A 17619-nucleotide genomic window follows, 5' to 3' on the forward strand; every position below is an offset into this window, starting at 1 on the left:
GACGCGGCGCGCGGCGGCGCACTCGCCACCGATTCTAGGGCGTCGCCGCGGCGCTGTCGGTAGCCAGTGCGGGGATGCTGGCCCGCACGGCCGGAGGGTCGGTCGTCAGGCGATCTGCCGGACGTGGACGTCGCCCACACCCGCGGCGATCTCGCCCGCCTCGCGCAGCGAGTCCGCGAGGTCTCGCGGGTAGACGGTCTCCCCGGCCGCGTCGAGTGCGCGGATGCCGTCCGCGTCACACCAGCGGGCATCGGTGATCGTGCGCTTCTCGACCTCGGTGAAGCCGTCCGAGACGGGCGCGAACTCCGGCACGGGCAGCACGAAGAAGAACTCCTCCGACCGGATCAGTTCGCCGTTCCACGAGAACACCGCGACGCGGCGCCACATCGGTCCCCGCAGCGCGGCGGGGTCCGCGCGCAGTCCGGTCTCCTCGGCGAGTTCGCGGACAGCGGCCTCGCGCAGCGTCTCGCTCTTCTCGACGGCGCCGCCCACCGTGAACCAGAAGTGCACGCCCTCGACCGCCGGATCACGTCCCCGGAGCAGCAGCACCCGGCCGCGGTCGTCGAGGACGACGACGCGCGCCGAGGTTCGCGTCGCGTCGAGTTCGAAACCCTCGACGCGGCCCGCGGCGGACGTGCGTTCGGAGATCTCGAAGTACACGGGAAGCGGCGCGGTTCCGCCGAGGTGCAGCCAGCGCACGAGCCGGCGCGTCCGCAGCGCGAGTGTGTCGCGGACGGCGTCGTTGTGGAAGCGCCGTGCGATGAGCACCCGTGCCTCGGCGTCCGCGAGTTCGGCGACGAGTTGCGGGCGCAGCGTCTCGGTGTCCAGGTCCGCGAGGACGGCCGACAGGGCGTTCTCCGCGCGCTCGCGATCACCGCGGTCCGCTCGCTCGGCGGCGTCCGCCGCGGCGACGATCGGCCGGCGCCGACCGGCCGGCAGGGTCGCGGCGAGGGCACGCACGACGGCGGATCGCCGCGCGAGCGAGGCGTCGAGCGCCTGCCACGACAGGTCCGAGCGCACGTGGAGACGGTCGAGCCGGTTCGCCGTCCCGTACGCCCACAGCCCGACGATCAGGACGACGAGCGCCACGAGCCCGACGACGAACACGGTCAGGGCCGACAACGTCACGAGCGCACCTCACGAATTCTGACCTTCTGGCCGCCGACGACGACGGTGTCGTACACCCGCAGGATCTGTTCGGCGACGACCGGCCAGTCGTACGCCGTGACGAGCCTGCGCCCGGCGGCCACGAGGCTCGCCCGCTCGTCGTCGTCGTCGAGTGCGCGGGCGAGCGCCGTCGCGAGCGCGGCGGAGTCGCCGACCGGGACGAGCATGCCGCCCTCGCCGTCGCGCAGCACACGCCGGAACGCGTCGAGTTCGCTCGCGACGACGCACGTTCCGGCCGCCATCGCCTCGACGAGCACGATCCCGAAGCTCTCGCCGCCGAGGTGCGGCGCGCAGTACACGTCCGCGCTGCGCAGCGCCGACGCCTTCTCCGCGTCGGTGACCTGGCCGAGCAGACGCAGGTGCGGCCACAGCGCGCGGCCCGCTTCGCGGCGCAGCTTCTCGTCGTCGCCGCGCCCGATCACGAGGACCTCGAGGTCGGGGTGCCGTTCGAGCAGCCCGGGCATCGCCTCGAGCAGGACGGCCATGCCCTTGCGCGGCTCGTCGTAGCGGCCGAGGAACGCGACCGTTCCGCCCCGGCGCGGGTATCCCGGGAGCAGTGGCGCGTCCGCGAACGCCGGCACGTCCACGCCGTTCGGGATCTCGACGGCGTCGGACCCGAGCGCTTCGACCTGCCAGCGCCGCGCGAGTTCCGAGACGGCGATCCGGCCGCTGATCTTCTCGAGGTACGGCTGGAGCACGCCCTGGAACGTGCTCAGCACGAGCGACTTCGTCGTGGACGTGTGGAAGGTCGCGACGATGGGGCCGTCCGCGAGCCGCAACGCGAGCATCGACAGGCTCGGGGCGTTCGGCTCGTGGATGTGCAGGACGTCGAACTCGCCACGCGAGATCCATTTGCGCACACGGGCACTCGCGACGGGCGTGAAACTGAGTCGCGCGACCGAGCCGTTGTACGGGATGGGAACGGCGCGGCCTGCGGAGACCACGAACTCGGGCAGCACGGCGTCCTCGGCGGCCGGGGCGAGCACGGAGACGTGGTGTCCGCGTTCGATGAGCACCCGCGCGAGATCGACGACGTGCGCCTGGACTCCGCCCGGTACGTCGAGCGAGTACGGGCACACCATTCCGATCCTCACGTGTCCTCCGCCCGCGTCTCGCCCATGCGCTCGAGCCGCCCCTGCGAGAGGTCCGAGAGCCACAGCGGCGGCAGCATGTGCCAGTCGGCGGGGTGCGCCGCGATGTTGCGTTCGAAGACGTCGGCGAGTGCCTGCGTCGCTGCAGCGGTGCCGGCGGCGACGTCGACCGGCGGGTCGACGGAGAAGCCCCATCCGCCGGGAGTGAACCAGCAGTGGACGGGCAGCAGCGCGGCACCGGTCTCCTCGGCGAGCTTCGCGGGACCGGCCGGCATCCGCGTCGGTTCGCCGAAGAAGGTCACCGGTACACCACGACGCGCGAGGTCGCGTTCGCCGAGCAGGCACACGATGCGGCCCGCGCGGAGGCGCTCGGCGAGCTGCGGGAACGGCGGCTTCTCACCGCCGCTGAGCGGGAAGATCTCGAAGCCCAGGCTCTCGCGGTACTCGACGAACCGCCGGTAGAGCGACTCGGGACGCAGCCGTTCGGCGACCGTCGTGAAGCCGTCGTACCGCTGCGCGCACCACACTCCGGCCATGTCCCAGTTGCCGCTGTGGGGCAGCGCGAGGATCGCGCCGCGCCCGGCGGCCATCGCCGCGTCGACGTGCTCCTTGCCCGCGATCGAGTCCTCGATCGCATCGGCCACGGCCGGCAGGTCCATCGACGGCAGCCGGAACGCCTCGCGCCAGTACCGCGCGTACGAACGCACCGCGTCACGGAGCAGCTCGTCCGGCACGGCCTCGGGGGACGTGCCCACGACCCGCGCCAGGTTGCGACGAAGCTGGTCGGGACCACCACCGCGCGACGCGAGGTCGGCACCGCGATCGAACAGTGTCGTCGCCACCGATTCCGGAAGCGCCCGCACCAGCCGCCAACCGGCGGCGTACCCGAGGTCCGACAGTGTCTCGGCGGCCGTCATGCACGCTCACCCGGCCCGTCGGCCTCGTCGTCGGCCGTCGTCGGCGCGATCGGCAGCCGGTCACGGGCACCCGGCGAGTTGCGGACGGCGAGCACACGCTGCAGCACCGTCACGATGCTGCCCGCGGCGAGCAGCCACATCGCGACGTGGATCGCCCAGTCGACACCGAGCCCGGTGAACCCGGCGCCGACGAGCACGATGATCAGCCGGTCGGGACGCTCGATCCAGCCGCCGTCGGCGGTGAGGCCGCTGGCCTCGGCGCGCGCCTTGGCGTAGGAGATGACCTGCGAGGTCACGAGACAGATCAGCGTCGCGATCAGCAGCGGCCTGCTCTGCTCGTCGTACACGGCCCACCACGCGAGGCCCGCGAAGATCGCGCCGTCGGCGATCCGGTCGCACGTCGCGTCGAGGACGGCGCCGTATCTCGTGCCGCCGCCGCGGGCCCGCGCCATCGCGCCGTCGAGCATGTCGAACATCACGAACGCCCAGATCCACAGCGTGCCCCAGAAGAGCTGGCCCTGCGGGAAGAACACGAGCGCACCGCCCACGGACGCGACGGTGCCGACGATCGTCACGGCGTCGGGCGTCAGGCCGGTCCGGATGAGCGCCCGGCCGATCGGCGCCGTCACCTTCGACACGGTCGCGCGGCCGAAGAAACTCAGCACGAGCCGCCCCCATTCGTTGATCGCACCGAGTTCGTAGATTCCACCGAGGCATCGTGCCACGAATGCGCGCCGAGCGGCCCCGCGGCGGGGTGCCGCTCGCGCGTCGTGGCCGGCAGGAGCCGGTCAGGCATCGTCGCCGGCCGGCTCCGGCGCGAGTGTCTCCCATGCCGCGGCGAGCAGCGCCCTCGTCTCCCGCAGCAACTGCGGCATCACCTTCGTCTCGCCGAGCACGGTGATGAAGTTCGCGTCGCCGCGCCACCGCGGCACGACGTGCTGATGGAGGTGCTCGGAGAGCGAACCACCCGCCGCCGCACCGAGATTGAGGCCGACGTTGAATCCGTCGGGATTCGACACCGACTTGATCACCCGCAGCGCGCACTGCGTGAACGCCATGAGCTCCGCCGACTCCGAGGCCGTGAGCGCCTCGAGCGCCGCCACCTTCCGGTACGGCACGACCATCAGGTGCCCGGGGTTGTACGGATACAGGTTGAGCACGGCGTACACGCTCTCGCCACGGCGTACGACGAGCCCGTCCTCGTCCGCCATCTTGGGGATGTCGAGGAACGGCTCACCCGTACCGCCCGCCGGCCGTGGCGCCTCGGTGATGTAGGACATCCGGTGCGGCGACCAGATCCGTTGCAGCCGATCCGGTTCGCCGGCGCCGACGTCGATCAGCTCGGCGGTGCCGGGCAGCTCGCGTTCGTCGCGCGAGGCTCCCCCGGCCGCCGAGGTCACTGCGTCTCCTCCGGCCGCACGAGCGCCGCGGTGGGCGAGACGTTCTCACGCCGCGCGATCCAGCCGGTGATCACCGCGACCGCCTCGTCCACGGGTACACCGTTGACCTGCGTTCCGTCGCGGAACCGGAAGCTCACCGCACCGGCCTCGACGTCGCGCTCGCCCGCGAGCAGCATGAACGGGACCTTCTGCGTCGTGTGGGTGCGAATCTTCTTCTGCATCCGGTCGTCGCTCGTGTCGACCTCGGCACGGACGCCGGCCGCCTTCAGCGTCGCGGCGACACCGAGGAGGTGCTCCTCGAAGTTCTCCGCCACCGGGATGCCGACGACCTGCACGGGCGCGAGCCACGCCGGGAACGCACCCGCGTAGTGCTCGGTGAGGACGCCGAAGAACCGCTCGATCGACCCGAACAGCGCACGGTGGATCATCACGGGACGCTTCTTCGTCCCGTCCGACGCCGTGTACTCGAGCTCGAACCGCTCCGGCAGGTTGAAGTCGAGCTGGATCGTCGACATCTGCCAGGTCCGGCCGAGCGCGTCCTTGACCTGCACCGAGATCTTGGGGCCGTAGAACGCGGCCCCACCCGGATCGGGAACGAGCTCGAGGCCCGAGTCGGCCGCGACCTCCGCGAGCGTCGCGGTCGCCTCGTCCCAGGTCTCGTCGTCGCCGACGTACTTGTCGGGATTCTTCGTCGACAGCTCCAGGTAGAAGTCGTCGAGCCCGAAGTCCTTCAGCAGATCGAGCACGAACCGCAGCAGGCTCGACAGCTCGCTGCGCATGTCCTCGCGCGTCGTGTAGATGTGCGCGTCGTCCTGCGTCATGCCGCGCACGCGCGTCAGTCCGTGCACGACACCCGACTTCTCGTAGCGGTAGACGCTGCCGAACTCGAAGAGCCGCAACGGAAGCTCGCGGTACGAGCGGCCACGCGCACGGAAGATGAGGTTGTGCATCGGGCAGTTCATCGGCTTGAGGAAGTAGTCCTGGCCGGGCTTGCGGACGGTGCCGTCCTCGGCGAGTTCCTCGTCGACGTGCATCGCGGGGAACATTCCCTCGCGGTACCAGTCGAGGTGGCCCGACACCTCGAAGAGGTGACCCTTCGTGATGTGCGGGGTGTTGACGAACTCGTAGCCGGCCTCGGTGTGCCGCCGGCGCGAGTAGTTCTCCATCTCGGTGCGGATGATGCCGCCCTTGGGATGGAACACCGGCAGCCCCGACCCGAGCTCGTCGGGGAAGCTGAACAGATCGAGTTCGGCACCGAGCCGCCGGTGATCGCGCTTCTCCGCCTCGGCGAGCAGCTCGAGGTACTGCTCCTGCGCTTCCTTCGACTCCCACGCCGTCCCGTAGATGCGCTGCAGGCCGGCGTTGTTCTGATCGCCGCGCCAGTACGCGGCGGAGCTGCGGGTCAGCTTGAACGCGGGGACGAACTTCGTCGTCGGGATGTGCGGGCCGCGGCACAGGTCGCCCCACACGCGCTCGCCGGTACGGGGGTCGAGGTTGTCGTAGATCGTCAGCTCGGAGCCGCCGACCTCCATGATCTCGGGGTCGTCGATGCCGGACTTGTCGTCGATCAGCTCGAGCTTGAACGGCTCGTTCGCGAGTTCGGTGCGGGCGTCCTCGACCGAGTCGACGACGCGGCGCGAGAAGCGCTGCGCGCCTTTGACGATCTGCTTCATCCGCTTCTCGAGCTTCGCCAGATCCTCGGGCGTGAACGGCCGCTCGACCTGGAAGTCGTAGTAGAAGCCGTTGGTGATCGGCGGGCCGATGCCGAGCTTCGCGTCCGGGAACTCCTGCTGCACCGCCTGCGCGAGGATGTGGGCGGCCGAATGCCGGATGACGCTGCGCCCGTCGTCGGTGCTCGCGGCGACCGGTTCCACCTCGACGTCGGCGTCGGGCGTCCACGCGAGGTCACGCAGCCGGCCCTCGCCGTCGCGCACGACCACGATCGTGTCGGGACCCTTGGTGGGGTATCCGGCTTCCCGGACCGCGGCGCCCGCCGTGGTCCCCGCCGCGACCCGGACGAGGGCGGCTGAGGTGTCGGGTACGGGCGTGGTCACTGCTGTCTCCTCGGATGGCGGTGGGACGGCTGCTCGTCGGCAGCCACCGTGCGTGACCATGCTAGTCCGGCGCCCGACTCCCCCGACGACGTCGTCCCGCCCGCGACGCGTGGAGCGGCCTCAGATCGAGCGGATTCCCTGGAGGATCCGTTCGAGCAGTTCCCGGCCCGGCCCCTCGGTCCCCACCGTCGCGTGCACCACGAGGTCTCCCGACGACGCGAGGTCGCCGACGAGCACGCGTGCGACGCCGATCGGCATCCGGGCCAGCGCCGCGATCTCCGCGACGGAGCGCGGTGACGTGCACAGCTCGAGCACCACGCGGTGATCGCCCTGCGCGCTCGCGTCGGCGGTCGCGGACACGAGCGTCTCGAATTCGAGCTCGACCCGCGGCCGGGTCCTGCCGCCGCTGCGGACGAAGGGACGCACGAGCGAGAACTCCTCGGTCGCCGAATCGGCGGCGGGCCGCTCGGGCCGACGCTGCTGCGCCGGCTGCGGCACGCCTTCGCTCGGGCGTTGGTCGGTCGTCGTCTCCTGCGCGAGCGGCTCCGACGCGGCGGTCGCCACGGGCTCGGCCGCCGCCTGCGTGCGCGCGCGGTCACGGCGCTTGCGCCTGCCCGCCGAGCCGAAGCGTGCACCGGTGGCACCGACAACCGGCCATTCGTCATCGTCGTTCATCCCGCTCCCCTCGTGCGGAAATGTTCCCACCAGTTTGTTTCCTGTGGGTGAACGGTCAGAACGGGCTCTGCAGCCAGGGCTGGTGCAGGCCGACCCAGCCACCGACGAGGCCGAAGGTGCCGAGCACCCACAGCGTCGCGACGACGACCGCAGCCGTCCCCAGTGCCCCCAGGCCACGGACGAACCACGACTGGCGGCCGAACCACGCCATGAAGGTGTCGTACTTACCGCGCACGACGTGGAGGATGCGGTGCGCCCAGTCGAACTCGGACGCGAGGATGCCGAGGCCCGCGAACACGATCAGCCAGCCGGGCCCCGGATACGGGATGGCGATGATGCCCACGACGAGCACGATCGTGCCGACGACACCCACGATCGCGCGGTAGGTGAGGTCGAGAGTGCGGTTGCTCGCGATCGCCGCGCGCCTGCGCCCGATCCCGTCGCCGATCCGCCGGAACACGGAGCGTTCGCCGCCGTCCACCGCGGCCCCGCGCTCGGCGGTGTCGTCGCCGGGAGCCGGGACGTGGTCGGTGCGCGGTCCGTTCTCCACATGCCCGAGAGTACCGAGCGTCGCGCACCCGTCACCAAGCGAGACGCTCGTCACAGAACCTGGTCGGAGACCCGTGAAGACGCGTTTCGGTGTCCGGTTCGACGCGCGAATCCCCGCCGAGTCGGACATGATGACGCCACTCGCCCGGACGGCAACGGAGCCGCTCTGCCGGTGCGAGCCCCCACCCTTTTTCTGTGCGACGACGTGCGGTGCTCCCGCACGTCGTCGTCGACGACGTCCGAGGAGAAGCTATGCCCGCAGCCGATGTCGCGTGGATGCTCGCGGCTCTTGCGCTCGTGATCGTCATGTTCCCCGGTCTGGCACTGTTCTACGGCGGCATGGTCGGCACGAAGAACACGCTGAACATGATGATGATGGTGATGGGCGCTCTCGCCGTCACCTCCGTGATCTACGTCCTCTACGGCCACGGATTCGTCGTCGGCGACTCGATCGGCGGCCTCGGAATCCTCGGTGATCCGATGGACCACCTCGGCTTCGCCGGTATCTACGAGGATCCCGGCGACGGCGGACTCGCGGATCCGTTCTGGTTCGCCTTCTACATCCTGTTCGCGGGCATCACGATCGCGATCGTCGCGTCGGGTGCCGTCGGCCGCATGAAGTTCGGCGCGTGGCTCGTCTTCGCCGCCCTCTACGTCACGTTCGTGTACCTGCCGCTCGGGCACTGGGTCTTCGCCGCGGACGACGAGGATCTCGGCACGGTCGGCGGCTGGATGCGCAACGACCTCGGCCTGCACGACTACGCGGGCGGCACCGCCGTCCACATGGCGTCCGGCCTCGGCGCGCTGGCGCTCGCGCTCGTGCTCGGCCCGCGCCGCGAGAGCGCGACGCGCCCGCACAACGTCCCGCTGATCCTGCTGGGCTCGGGCCTGTTGTGGATGGGCTGGTTCGGATTCAACGGCGGCACGGCCGGTGGCGCGAACTTCCTGGCGCAGTACGTGTATCTGACGACGCTGCTCGCCGCGTGCGCGGGCATGCTCGGCTTCTGCCTCGTCGAGAAGATCCGCAACGGCAAGCCGACGACGCTCGGTGCCGCCTCGGGTCTCGTGTCCGGTCTCGTCGCGATCACTCCGTCGGCGGACGCCGTCGAGGCGATCGGCGCGCTGGTCGTCGGCTTCGCCGGCGGTGCGATCGTCTGCTGGGCGTGCACGTGGAAGACCAAGCTCGGCATCGACGAGTCGCTCGACGCCTTCGCCGTGCACGGCATGGGCGGCATCGTGGGCTCGGTCTGCGTCATCCTCATCGGCTACGCGGGGTCGCCCGCCGGCATCGAGGGCATCCTGTTCGGCGGCAGCTGGGACATCGTGTGGCGTGAGTTCGTCGGCATCGGCGTCACGTGTGCGTACGCGTTCGGCGTCACGTGGATCATCGCCAAGGTTCTCGACAAGACGATCGGCCTGCGTGCCGACGAAGAGGATGAGTACTCGGGCATGGACGTCGCGATGCACCAGGAGACCGCGTACGACGCCCGCGAGCGCGTCTGAATCGCTCGCTCTCGCGAGCATCCTTCTCCGACGACGACGGCGGCCCGGTCACCTCGAGGTGACCGGGCCGCCGTTCGTGAGTGGTCCCGGCTGGTTTCGAACCAGCGACCTTCCGCGTGTGAGGCGGACGCTCTCCCACTGAGCTACGAGACCGCGTCGGGCCTGCCGAAGCGGGCCGAACGAAGCGAAACACTAGCACGCGCACGGCGGCCGACGAAAATCGGCGACCGCTCGCGGGGAGGGTCTCGACGCCGCCGCGAATCCGGCGTGCACACGATCCCCCGTCAGGTAGCCCACCTGCGGATTTGTGGTTCGTCGCGACCCTGGGCTAGTGTTCTCAACCGCACCGGGAGTCACCCAGCGGGTACCCCCGGAGCGCCAGTGTTCACCGGATCGGCTAGGCTGTGCGTTGACTTTCGCCCAGCAGAGCAGAACCGGGCGAGGCACGAATGCGGATGTAGCGCAGCTGGTAGCGCATCACCTTGCCAAGGTGAGGGTCGCGGGTTCGAATCCCGTCATCCGCTCGAGAGGGTGGACTCAACCTTTCACGGTGGAGTGGCCGAGTGGTGAGGCAACGGCCTGCAAAGCCGTGCACACGGGTTCGATTCCCGTCTCCACCTCGCGCGATTAGCTCAGCGGGAGAGCGCTTCCCTGACACGGAAGAGGTCACTGGTTCAATCCCAGTATCGCGCACCACGGCCTTCGGGCCAGGCAGTACGGCCTTCGGGCCGGACGACACGGGCCACGGTCAGTGTCACGTATCCTTCGGGGTACGAACGCTTGCCCTGCGGGGCAGGTGAACTCGGTTCGGCTCACCGGAACACGGTTCGCCGGATCGCATGCGGATGTAGCGCAGCTGGTAGCGCATCACCTTGCCAAGGTGAGGGTCGCGGGTTCGAATCCCGTCATCCGCTCCACCGAGACCGCGGTGCGGTTCTTCGTCACGAGAGTGCCGAGGACCGCACCGCGGTGTCGTCTCGCGCGATTAGCTCAGCGGGAGAGCGCTTCCCTGACACGGAAGAGGTCACTGGTTCGATCCCAGTATCGCGCACCACCAGTAGGGCGGGTCCGGAAGTTCCGGGCCCGCCCTACTGTCGTCTGTCCTCCGACAACCGGAGAACCCTCACGCCTCGGGCAGCGCCGCGAATCGATTGGCGGCCGCCAGCAGGGCACCGAGAGCGGAGCGGGTGCGATCCTCGTCGTCCGCGAACGCCCACAACGTGCGGCCGTTCGACTCGCAGCGCACGGACGTCGAGTGGCGTCCGCCGTCCGGCCGCTGGTGGAACTCGAGGATCTCGATCCGCGTGCCGGCGTCGTGCAGCATCGCGGTCAGTGCCGCCAGCGGGCCGGTCGCGGTGGCCTCGCCGCAGCGCCGCCCGCGCGCCGTCGTGAGTTCGGCCTCGTACCGGGTGCTACCGGCGGCGGCGCCGCGAGAACGCCACGAGAGCAGAGCGAACGGCCCTGCGGGGCAATAAGTCCGGCGCAGCGACTCCCGATCGGTGCAACGTGCTTCGTCACGCAACCCGCGCGGAAGCAGGTCCGCGATCGGCATCGGGGCTGTCGCGCAGGCAGCGCTGGAACGAGACGGAGCCGTACGCGACGGGGCCGTTCGAGAAGCAGTGGTGCGAGACAGAGTGGAGGTGGTGCGCATGAGAGTGGTCTTCCTGATCCGAGAAGGAGGACCAACGCGTAGCTCGACGACCCGCAGCGGGGGGTCGGTCCGATTCAGACCCCGCGGCGGCGGAGAACTACGAGAATGCGCGTCATAGCGACGAATGCTAGCGACGGCGCGCGATCGCCGCAACACGCGGCCTCGCTCGGGCGGTCCCGGCGCATCCTCGCGAGGCGCGTGGTGCTTCGATGGAGTGGGACGACCGCCCGGCGCGGCCGCTCCCCCGCCCGGACGACACGAGAGGTAGCCATGACGGTCGCAGTCGCACCAGCAGGAATCTGGGACTCCGAAGAGATCGCGGACGTCGCCGCCGCGACGTTCCCGCTGGCCTGCCCGCCCGGCAGCACCGACGACGACATCGCGGCCTTCGTCGACGAGATGCTCTCGGTCGATCGCTTCGCCGACTACCTCACCGATCCCGCGCGGACCGTCCTCAAGGCGTCCGAGGGCGAACACATCGTCGGCTACGCGATGCTGATCGACGGCGACCCGGTCGATCCCGACGTCGCGGCCGTCGTCGATCTGCGGCCGACGACCGAGATCAGCAAGTTCTACGTGCTGCCGGGCCGACACGGCCAGGGTGTCGCGAGCGGGCTCATGGACGCCGTCGTGGAGCACGCCCGCGGCCGCGACCGCGCCGGGCTGTGGCTCGGCGTCAACCAGCAGAACGCCCGCGCACAGCGCTTCTACGGCAAGCACGGCTTCGCCGTCGCCGGAACCAAGACGTTTCGCGTCGGGACGCAACTGCACCACGACTACGTGATGCAGCGCGACCTGCGCTCCTGAGGGGCCGGGTCAGCCCGCCGTCACCTCGAACCGCGACAGCGCGAGCAGACGCGACGTGGCGCGGAGGTACTTCTTGCGGTAGCCGCCGGCCACCATCTCGGGCGTGAAGATCTCGTCGAGCTTGGCGCCCGAGACCGTCACCGGGATGCTCGCGTCGTACAGCCGGTCGGCGAGCACGACGAGCCGCAGCGCGACCGACTGATCCGGTGCGGCGTGGACACCGTCGATGTACACGGCCGAGACGCCCTCGACGAGCTTCTTGTATCGCGACGGATGCAGCGTGCTGAGGTACGCGCACAGCTCGTCGAAGTCGTCCAGTGTCGCGCCGGGGGTCGCGTCCGCCGTCGCCCGGAGTTCGTCGGACGAGACCGGATCCGGGGCGGGCGGCAGATCGCGGTGGCGGTAGTCGGGACCGTCGACGCGAATCGGCTCGAAGATCGACGCGACCTGCTTGATCTCGCGCAGGAAGTCCTGTGCGGCGAAACGCCCCTCACCGAGCTGGCCGGGCAAGGTGTTCGAGGTCGCCACGATGGAGACGCCGCGGTTCGAGAGTTCGCTGAGCAGGCGCGAGATCAGCATCGTGTCGCCGGGATCGTCGAGCTCGAACTCGTCGATGCACAGGACGCTGTGGCGGGACAGTTCCTCGACGGCCTGATTGAAGCCGAGCGCGCCGACGACGTGCGTCAGCTCCACGAACGTCCCGAACGCCTTCGGCGACGGGGCGGTGTGGAAGATCGACGCGAGCAGGTGGGTCTTGCCGACACCGAATCCGCCGTCGAGGTACAGACCTGCACCGACGGCGGGGGTCTTCTTGCCGAACAACCCGCGACGGCCGCCGCCACTCCGAATCTTGCCGACCTTCGCCGCGAACTCTTCGGCCTTCGCGACCGCCTCCGCCTGGCTCGGCTGCGCGGGGTCGGGAATGTAGGACGCGAAGCTCACCTCGTCGAACATCGCCGGCGGCACCATCTGCGCAGTGAGCTGATCTGCCGGTACCACAGGGCTCCGGTCGACAAGGCGTGAATGCATGACGTTCAGGATATCGGCATGCTGTGATCTCTTCTGTGCACAGCCTCCTCCATGCGACCTGCATCACACCCACCGACGGCTCGGAACCTGTCGACGCCACCCCCGATCTCGATGCGCTGTACGCGTACCCCGACACCGCCGCGCCGTGGGTGCGGGTGAACTTCGTGGCGTCGATCGACGGCGCACGTACCCTCGGGGGCCGCTCGGCCGGGCTCGGTACGCCTGCCGATCACCGCGTGTTCTCGGCACTGCGTGGCCTCGCCGACGTCGTCGTCGTCGGGGCCGGCACCGCACGGGACGAGAACTACGGTGGCGTCCGCATCGACGACGCGACCCGCGCCGCGCGGCTCGCGCGAGGGCAGGCCGCGGTCCCTCCCGTCTGTGTCGTGTCGGCGTCGGGACGGATCGATCCGGCCGGGCGCCTGACGACGGACACCGAGGTGGCGCCGATCGTCGTGGTCGGCAGCGACGCGGACGAGGATGCCGTCGCGGCGCTGCGGGCCGCGGGTGCCGATGTCGTGCGCACCCGGTCACGGTCGGTGCCCAGCGCCGATCTTCTCGGGCTCCTCGCCGAGCGCGGTCTCGTGCGGGTGCTGTGCGAGGGCGGCCCGACGCTGTTCGGCGCACTGCTCGCCGACGACGCCGTCGACGAGTTGTGTCTGACGACGTCGCCGATGCTGGTCGCCGGCGGCGCGGGCCGGATCGCGGAGTCGACGGCCGACGCCGTGCGCGCGATGCGGCCCGAGGCCGTGCTCGCGGACGACGACGGCACGCTGCTCGTCCGGTGGGTTCGTGCGCGCTGACCCCGGGGCGCGGAGCGCGGGGTGGATCGACCTGGCACGCTGTCGGTCATGGGTCGGGTGTGGGTGACGGATCGGTCCGGCAACTCTCGGTGGGGCGTGTCCGCGCCGGGACGGGCGGTCGTGCTCCTCGGCGTCCTCGCCGCCGTGATCGCGGGCTGCTCTGCCGGGCCGTCGGCGCGTCCGGACGTCGCCGTCGAACGTGCGCCCGCCCCCGCTGCCCCCACCGAGGACGCGCCCGGCGAGGAGCCCGCGGGCCCGCCCGAGCCGCAAGCGCCGCTCACCGATCTCGCGTGGGTGCCGTGTGCACCGGAACGGATCGCAGCACTCGGCGTCGGCGACGTCCCCGGCATCACGATCGACTGCGCGGCCTTCGACGCGCCGATCGACGCGTCGGGCGAGCGGCCCGGCACCTTCACGGCGGGCGCGATGCGGGCGCGCACGCCCGAGACCCCCGCCGACGCACCGCCACTGGTCCTGACGTCGGGCTCGGACACGCCGTCCGGCACACAGCTCGGGCAGCTCTTGCGCAGCGGGCTCGGTGATCTCGCGCGCGAGCATCCGATCGTCGCGGTCGACCGCCGGGGCATCGGAAGCTCGACCCCGATCGACTGCCTGCCACCGGACACGCGAAACGGCCTGCGCACCCTGGCGGCGGGCGAGACCGACCGCGTCGGCACGCTGAGCGAGCTCGCCGTCGCCGCGACCATCTCGTGCACCGACTATCTCCAGCCGCACGAACTCGCGTTCGGCGCCGACTCCGCCGCGACCGATCTCGACGCACTGCGCTCGGCGTGGGGCGTCGACACTCTCGCGCTGCTCGGCACCGGCAACGGTGCGACGGTCGCGCTATCGTACGCGGCGCAGTTCCCCGATCGCGTCTCGCGGCTCGTCCTCGACTCCCCCGAGCCCGTGCTCGCGGACGCCGCGACGGCCACCGATCTCCGGTTGCAGGGCCTCGAGGCAGCACTCGACGCGTTCGCCCGGCAGTGCACGGCACAGGCGTGTGCACTCGGGCCCGACCCTCGCGCAGCGATCGACGGCGTCGTGCGCGCGGCGGCGACGGGCACCCTCGGCGATCTCACCGCCCCTCCCGTCGTCGCGGCGCTGTCGGCAGCGCTCGCACAGCCCGATCCGCGGGCGCGGGTGGACTCGCTCGCCGAACCGTTCTCCGCGGCGGTGCGCGGCGACACCGCGCCGTTGCGCGCGCTGGCGGCCGACGCAGGCCCGTCGGACGGCCAGTGGGTCGCGCGGTGCAGCGACACGACGCAGTGGCCGTCACCGGATCGGGTCCGCTCCCTCGTCGACGAGTGGGGCGAGCAGTACCCGGTCTTCGGCGAGACCGCGGCCCTGCGGATGCTTGCGTGCAGCGCGTGGCCGTCGTCCACCGCGCCGTCGCTGCCGGACGCGCTCGGTGTTCCGGTGCTCGCGTTGAGCGGCCTTGCCGACCCGGCCGTCGGATCGGCAGCCTCCGCCGCGACGGGTGCGATCTCGTCGACGGGCGCGCCGGTCTCGACGCTCACGTGGCACGGGAGCGGGCACCCGGCCACGTCCTCCGAGTGCGCGCGCCGTGCGATCGGGACATACCTCGCAGACGGAACACTGCCGCCGAACGGTGGCGCCTGCCCGGCGTGACGCCCCCGGCCCAGGGGTGGTGCACCGAGAGGCCACCCCGCTCGGTGTACCGTGCCGTAGTGTTCTCACGCCTGCTCGAGCCCCGCACCGGACGGACGACCGCGGACGTCATCCGGTACGCGATGTGGCCTCTCGCGATCATGACAGTGCTGCACCGCGTGATCGTCAAGGCGGTGGACGGATCCATCACCGACGACTTCCGTCCGGTGTACAACGCCGCGCTGGCGTTCCTCAACAACCGGCCCGTCTACACGGCCGATTTCGGGTCGGTGGACCCGCACTATCTCTACCCGCCGTCCGGGACGCTGCTCATGGCGCCGCTCGCGGTGATCGATCCGGAACGGTCGCGATGGCTGTTCATCGGCGCGAACGCGATCGCGGTGCTCGTCGGCCTGTACCTGCTGCTGCGGCTGTTCGATCTCACGCTGTCCTCGATCGCCGCACCGATTCTCGTGTTCGCGGCCTTCAGCTCCGAGACCGTCACCAACACGCTGATCTTCACCAACATCAACGGCCTGATCTTCCTCGCGGAGATGGTCTTCCTGCTCCTGCTGCTGCGACGCCGCGATCTGTGGGCGGGCGCCGCCCTGGGCGTGACGTTCGCGATCAAACCGGTGCTGGCGCCGTTGCTGTTGCTACCCCTCGTGCGCGGGCAGTGGAAGGTCTTGGTGACCGCGGTCGGCATCCCGCTCGTGCTCAACGTCGTCGCGTGGCCGCTGTCCGCCGATCCGATGGACTACATCCGCCGGACGATGCCGTACGTCGGCGAGGCACGCGACTACTACAACAGCTCGATCGCCGGAAACGGTCTGTACTTCGGGCTGCCCGATCCGCTGATCTGGTTCTTCCGGATCGTCCTCGGCATCCTCGTGCTGGTCGCGCTGTGGCTGCTGTGGCGCTACTACCGCGAAGACGAGGTGTTCTTCGTCGTGACGGCGGGCGGGCTGCTGCTCGTCGCGTCCTGGCTGCTCGGCTCGCTCGGCCAGATGTACTACTCGATGCTGCTCTTCCCGCTCGTGATGTCGGTCGTCCTCAAGAACTCGGTGATGCGCAACTGGCCCGCGTGGCTGGCCGTGTACGGCTTCCTGACGTTCGACAACTGGTGGGTCCACCGCTTCAACGAGGTGGGCCGCAACATCGAGTACACGAAGACGACGCTCGCGTGGAGCCTGCTCATCGTGGTCGTCGCGGGTGTGCTCGTGAGCCGGTACCTCGTCGCACGCAAGGAGGGCAGGCTCGAGTCCGGGATCGACCCGGCGTGGCTCTCCCCCGCCGCCACTCGGGATCCGGACGAGCGAACCGAGACCTCCGTCCGCTGACCGGAGGTCTCGGTGGTCGCTGACCAGCGGTCTCGGCGGGCGAGCGGTCGAAGGTATTAGCGTGGACGCATGAGCGCTGCACAGAACGAACCCGTCGCCCGCGAGCCACAGGTCGATCTCACCGACGAGCAGTGGCGCGAGCGGCTGTCTCCCGAGGAGTACGCGGTGCTGCGGCAGGCGGGCACCGAACGCCCGTTCACGGGCGAGTACACGGACACGAAGACCGAGGGCGTGTATCGCTGCCGAGGGTGCGGTGCCGAGCTGTTCCGGAGCACCGAGAAGTTCGAGTCGCACTGCGGCTGGCCGTCGTTCTTCGATCCCGCAGACTCCGACGCCGTGATCCTGCGCGCCGACGACTCGCTCGGGATGCGCCGCGTCGAGGTGCTGTGCGCGAGTTGCCACGGCCATCTCGGTCACGTCTTCGAGGGCGAGGGCTACCCGACGCCGACCGATCAGCGGTACTGCATCAACTCGGTCTCGCTGAAGCTCGAGCCGAGCGAGTAGCTCGAGTCGAACGAGCAGGCCCGGGCGAACGAGTGGTCAGGCGGCCTCGTTCGGGTGCGGGCTCACCACGATCGACGACTCGATCGTCGCCCGGGGTGAGCCCTTCTCGTCGCGGACGACGGAGACCGTGCTGACGAAGCTCGCCGGCCCTCGCTCGATCACGTCGGTGATGTGGATCGACGCACGCAACCGGTCCCCCGCGACGATGGGGTGTTCGACGACGATCTTCTCCGCGGTGTGGACGGCCACCATCGCGTGCGGGTCGGGCGAGACACCGAGTTCGTCCATCATCGCCTTGATCACCTCGGCCTGGACGAGCGCGGTGAACGTCGGGGGCGCCACGAGATCGTCGTAACCGGCGGCCTTCGCGGCGTCGACGTCGTGGTGGATCGCGTCGTCGGCCATCACGGCGGATGCGAGTTCGCGAACGATGTCGCGGCCGACGACGTAGACGTCCGTCGACTCGAACTCGGTGTTGCGGAGTTCGTCGCTCACATGCACTGGCCCTGACCTGTCTC

Annotated in this window: 17 protein-coding genes and 6 tRNA genes; 11 read left to right on the forward strand and 12 right to left on the reverse strand. The window is 70.3% G+C overall.

The window, feature by feature from the left end; genetic code table 11:
* Positions 1–105 precede the first annotated feature (105 nt).
* The 8 genes from RR1_RS03750 to RR1_RS22770 all read right to left on the reverse strand — a co-directional run bounded on the left by RR1_RS03750 (position 106) and on the right by RR1_RS22770 (position 7785).
* Positions 106–1128 (reverse strand): NUDIX hydrolase, encoded by a 1023-nt coding sequence (locus RR1_RS03750; protein ID WP_010838824.1) that lies wholly within the window; start codon positions 1126–1128, stop codon positions 106–108.
* Positions 1125–2261, reverse strand: a complete 1137-nt coding sequence (locus RR1_RS03755; protein WP_010838823.1) for a glycosyltransferase family 4 protein — start codon at positions 2259–2261, stop codon at positions 1125–1127. Before RR1_RS03755 ends, RR1_RS03750 begins: the two co-directional genes overlap by 4 nt.
* Positions 2258–3175, reverse strand: coding sequence for a phosphatidylinositol mannoside acyltransferase (locus RR1_RS03760; RefSeq protein WP_010838822.1), 918 nt, complete (start codon positions 3173–3175; stop codon positions 2258–2260). Before RR1_RS03760 ends, RR1_RS03755 begins: the two co-directional genes overlap by 4 nt.
* Positions 3172–3840: a phosphatidylinositol phosphate synthase gene (gene pgsA / locus RR1_RS03765; protein ID WP_040773892.1), complete on the reverse strand. Its 669-nt coding sequence runs from the start codon at positions 3838–3840 to the stop codon at positions 3172–3174. The genes RR1_RS03760 and pgsA overlap by 4 nt, the downstream gene beginning before the upstream one ends.
* 123 nt (positions 3841–3963) lie before the next feature.
* Positions 3964–4575 (reverse strand): ATP adenylyltransferase, encoded by a 612-nt coding sequence (locus tag RR1_RS03770; RefSeq protein ID WP_010838820.1) that lies wholly within the window; start codon positions 4573–4575, stop codon positions 3964–3966.
* Positions 4572–6629, reverse strand: coding sequence for a threonine--tRNA ligase (thrS, locus tag RR1_RS03775; protein WP_010838819.1), 2058 nt, complete (start codon positions 6627–6629; stop codon positions 4572–4574). Before thrS ends, RR1_RS03770 begins: the two co-directional genes overlap by 4 nt.
* 120 nt (positions 6630–6749) lie before the next feature.
* Positions 6750–7304 carry a DUF742 domain-containing protein gene (locus RR1_RS03780; protein WP_010838818.1) on the reverse strand — a complete coding sequence of 185 codons (555 nt, stop codon included), beginning with the start codon at positions 7302–7304 and terminating at the stop codon, positions 6750–6752.
* Between the two features lie 55 nt (positions 7305–7359).
* Entirely contained in the window at positions 7360–7785 is a 426-nt protein-coding gene (locus tag RR1_RS22770; RefSeq protein WP_051111223.1) for a TIGR02611 family protein, read from the reverse strand.
* Between the two features lie 320 nt (positions 7786–8105).
* Here RR1_RS22770 and RR1_RS03790 point away from each other — a divergent pair, with 320 nt between their 5' ends.
* Positions 8106–9356: an ammonium transporter gene (locus RR1_RS03790; protein WP_051111222.1), complete on the forward strand. Its 1251-nt coding sequence runs from the start codon at positions 8106–8108 to the stop codon at positions 9354–9356.
* A gap of 81 nt (positions 9357–9437) precedes the next feature.
* Here the strand turns inward: RR1_RS03790 and RR1_RS03795 are convergent.
* A tRNA-Val gene (locus tag RR1_RS03795) sits at positions 9438–9509 on the reverse strand.
* A gap of 298 nt (positions 9510–9807) precedes the next feature.
* On the opposite strand from RR1_RS03795, the gene RR1_RS03800 reads away from it, so the two are divergent.
* The 5 genes from RR1_RS03800 to RR1_RS03820 all read left to right on the forward strand — a co-directional run bounded on the left by RR1_RS03800 (position 9808) and on the right by RR1_RS03820 (position 10410).
* Positions 9808–9880 (forward strand) — tRNA-Gly (locus RR1_RS03800).
* 25 nt (positions 9881–9905) lie between these two features.
* Positions 9906–9976: transfer RNA gene (locus RR1_RS03805), tRNA-Cys, on the forward strand.
* Between the two features lies 1 nt (position 9977).
* Positions 9978–10052: transfer RNA gene (locus tag RR1_RS03810), tRNA-Val, on the forward strand.
* Between the two features lie 145 nt (positions 10053–10197).
* A tRNA-Gly gene (locus RR1_RS03815) sits at positions 10198–10273 on the forward strand.
* A 62-nt stretch (positions 10274–10335) separates the two neighbouring features.
* Positions 10336–10410: transfer RNA gene (locus tag RR1_RS03820), tRNA-Val, on the forward strand.
* 69 nt (positions 10411–10479) lie between these two features.
* On the opposite strand, the gene RR1_RS03825 is transcribed toward RR1_RS03820, so the two are convergent.
* Positions 10480–10908: a hypothetical protein gene (locus RR1_RS03825; RefSeq protein WP_010838815.1), complete on the reverse strand. Its 429-nt coding sequence runs from the start codon at positions 10906–10908 to the stop codon at positions 10480–10482.
* A 369-nt stretch (positions 10909–11277) separates the two neighbouring features.
* Here RR1_RS03825 and RR1_RS03830 point away from each other — a divergent pair, with 369 nt between their 5' ends.
* On the forward strand, positions 11278–11814 hold the full coding sequence (locus RR1_RS03830; RefSeq protein ID WP_010838814.1) for a GNAT family N-acetyltransferase: 537 nt from the start codon (positions 11278–11280) through the stop codon (positions 11812–11814).
* 9 nt (positions 11815–11823) lie between these two features.
* Here RR1_RS03830 and zapE read toward each other — a convergent pair whose 3' ends face one another.
* Entirely contained in the window at positions 11824–12843 is a 1020-nt protein-coding gene (zapE, locus tag RR1_RS03835; protein ID WP_040773827.1) for a cell division protein ZapE, read from the reverse strand.
* 26 nt (positions 12844–12869) lie between these two features.
* Here zapE and RR1_RS03840 point away from each other — a divergent pair, with 26 nt between their 5' ends.
* From RR1_RS03840 to msrB, 4 genes are all read left to right on the forward strand, one after another.
* The gene (locus tag RR1_RS03840) at positions 12870–13646 is read left to right on the forward strand and encodes a pyrimidine reductase family protein (protein ID WP_371836777.1); all 777 of its coding nucleotides are present in this window, start codon (positions 12870–12872) and stop codon (positions 13644–13646) included.
* 21 nt (positions 13647–13667) lie between these two features.
* On the forward strand, positions 13668–15278 hold the full coding sequence (locus RR1_RS03845) for an alpha/beta hydrolase (protein WP_010838811.1): 1611 nt from the start codon (positions 13668–13670) through the stop codon (positions 15276–15278).
* A 59-nt stretch (positions 15279–15337) separates the two neighbouring features.
* Positions 15338–16597, forward strand: coding sequence for a glycosyltransferase family 87 protein (locus RR1_RS03850; RefSeq protein WP_010838810.1), 1260 nt, complete (start codon positions 15338–15340; stop codon positions 16595–16597).
* A gap of 69 nt (positions 16598–16666) precedes the next feature.
* Entirely contained in the window at positions 16667–17101 is a 435-nt protein-coding gene (msrB, locus tag RR1_RS03855) for a peptide-methionine (R)-S-oxide reductase MsrB (RefSeq protein ID WP_010838809.1), read from the forward strand.
* Positions 17102–17137: 36 nt separating this feature from the next.
* On the opposite strand, the gene RR1_RS03860 is transcribed toward msrB, so the two are convergent.
* The gene (locus RR1_RS03860; protein WP_010838808.1) at positions 17138–17596 is read right to left on the reverse strand and encodes an FAS1-like dehydratase domain-containing protein; all 459 of its coding nucleotides are present in this window, start codon (positions 17594–17596) and stop codon (positions 17138–17140) included.
* Positions 17597–17619: the final 23 nt, after the last annotated feature.

Origin of the sequence: Rhodococcus rhodnii NBRC 100604, from assembly GCF_001894925.1 — a bacterium.
GTDB lineage: Bacteria > Actinomycetota > Actinomycetes > Mycobacteriales > Mycobacteriaceae > Rhodococcus_F > Rhodococcus_F rhodnii.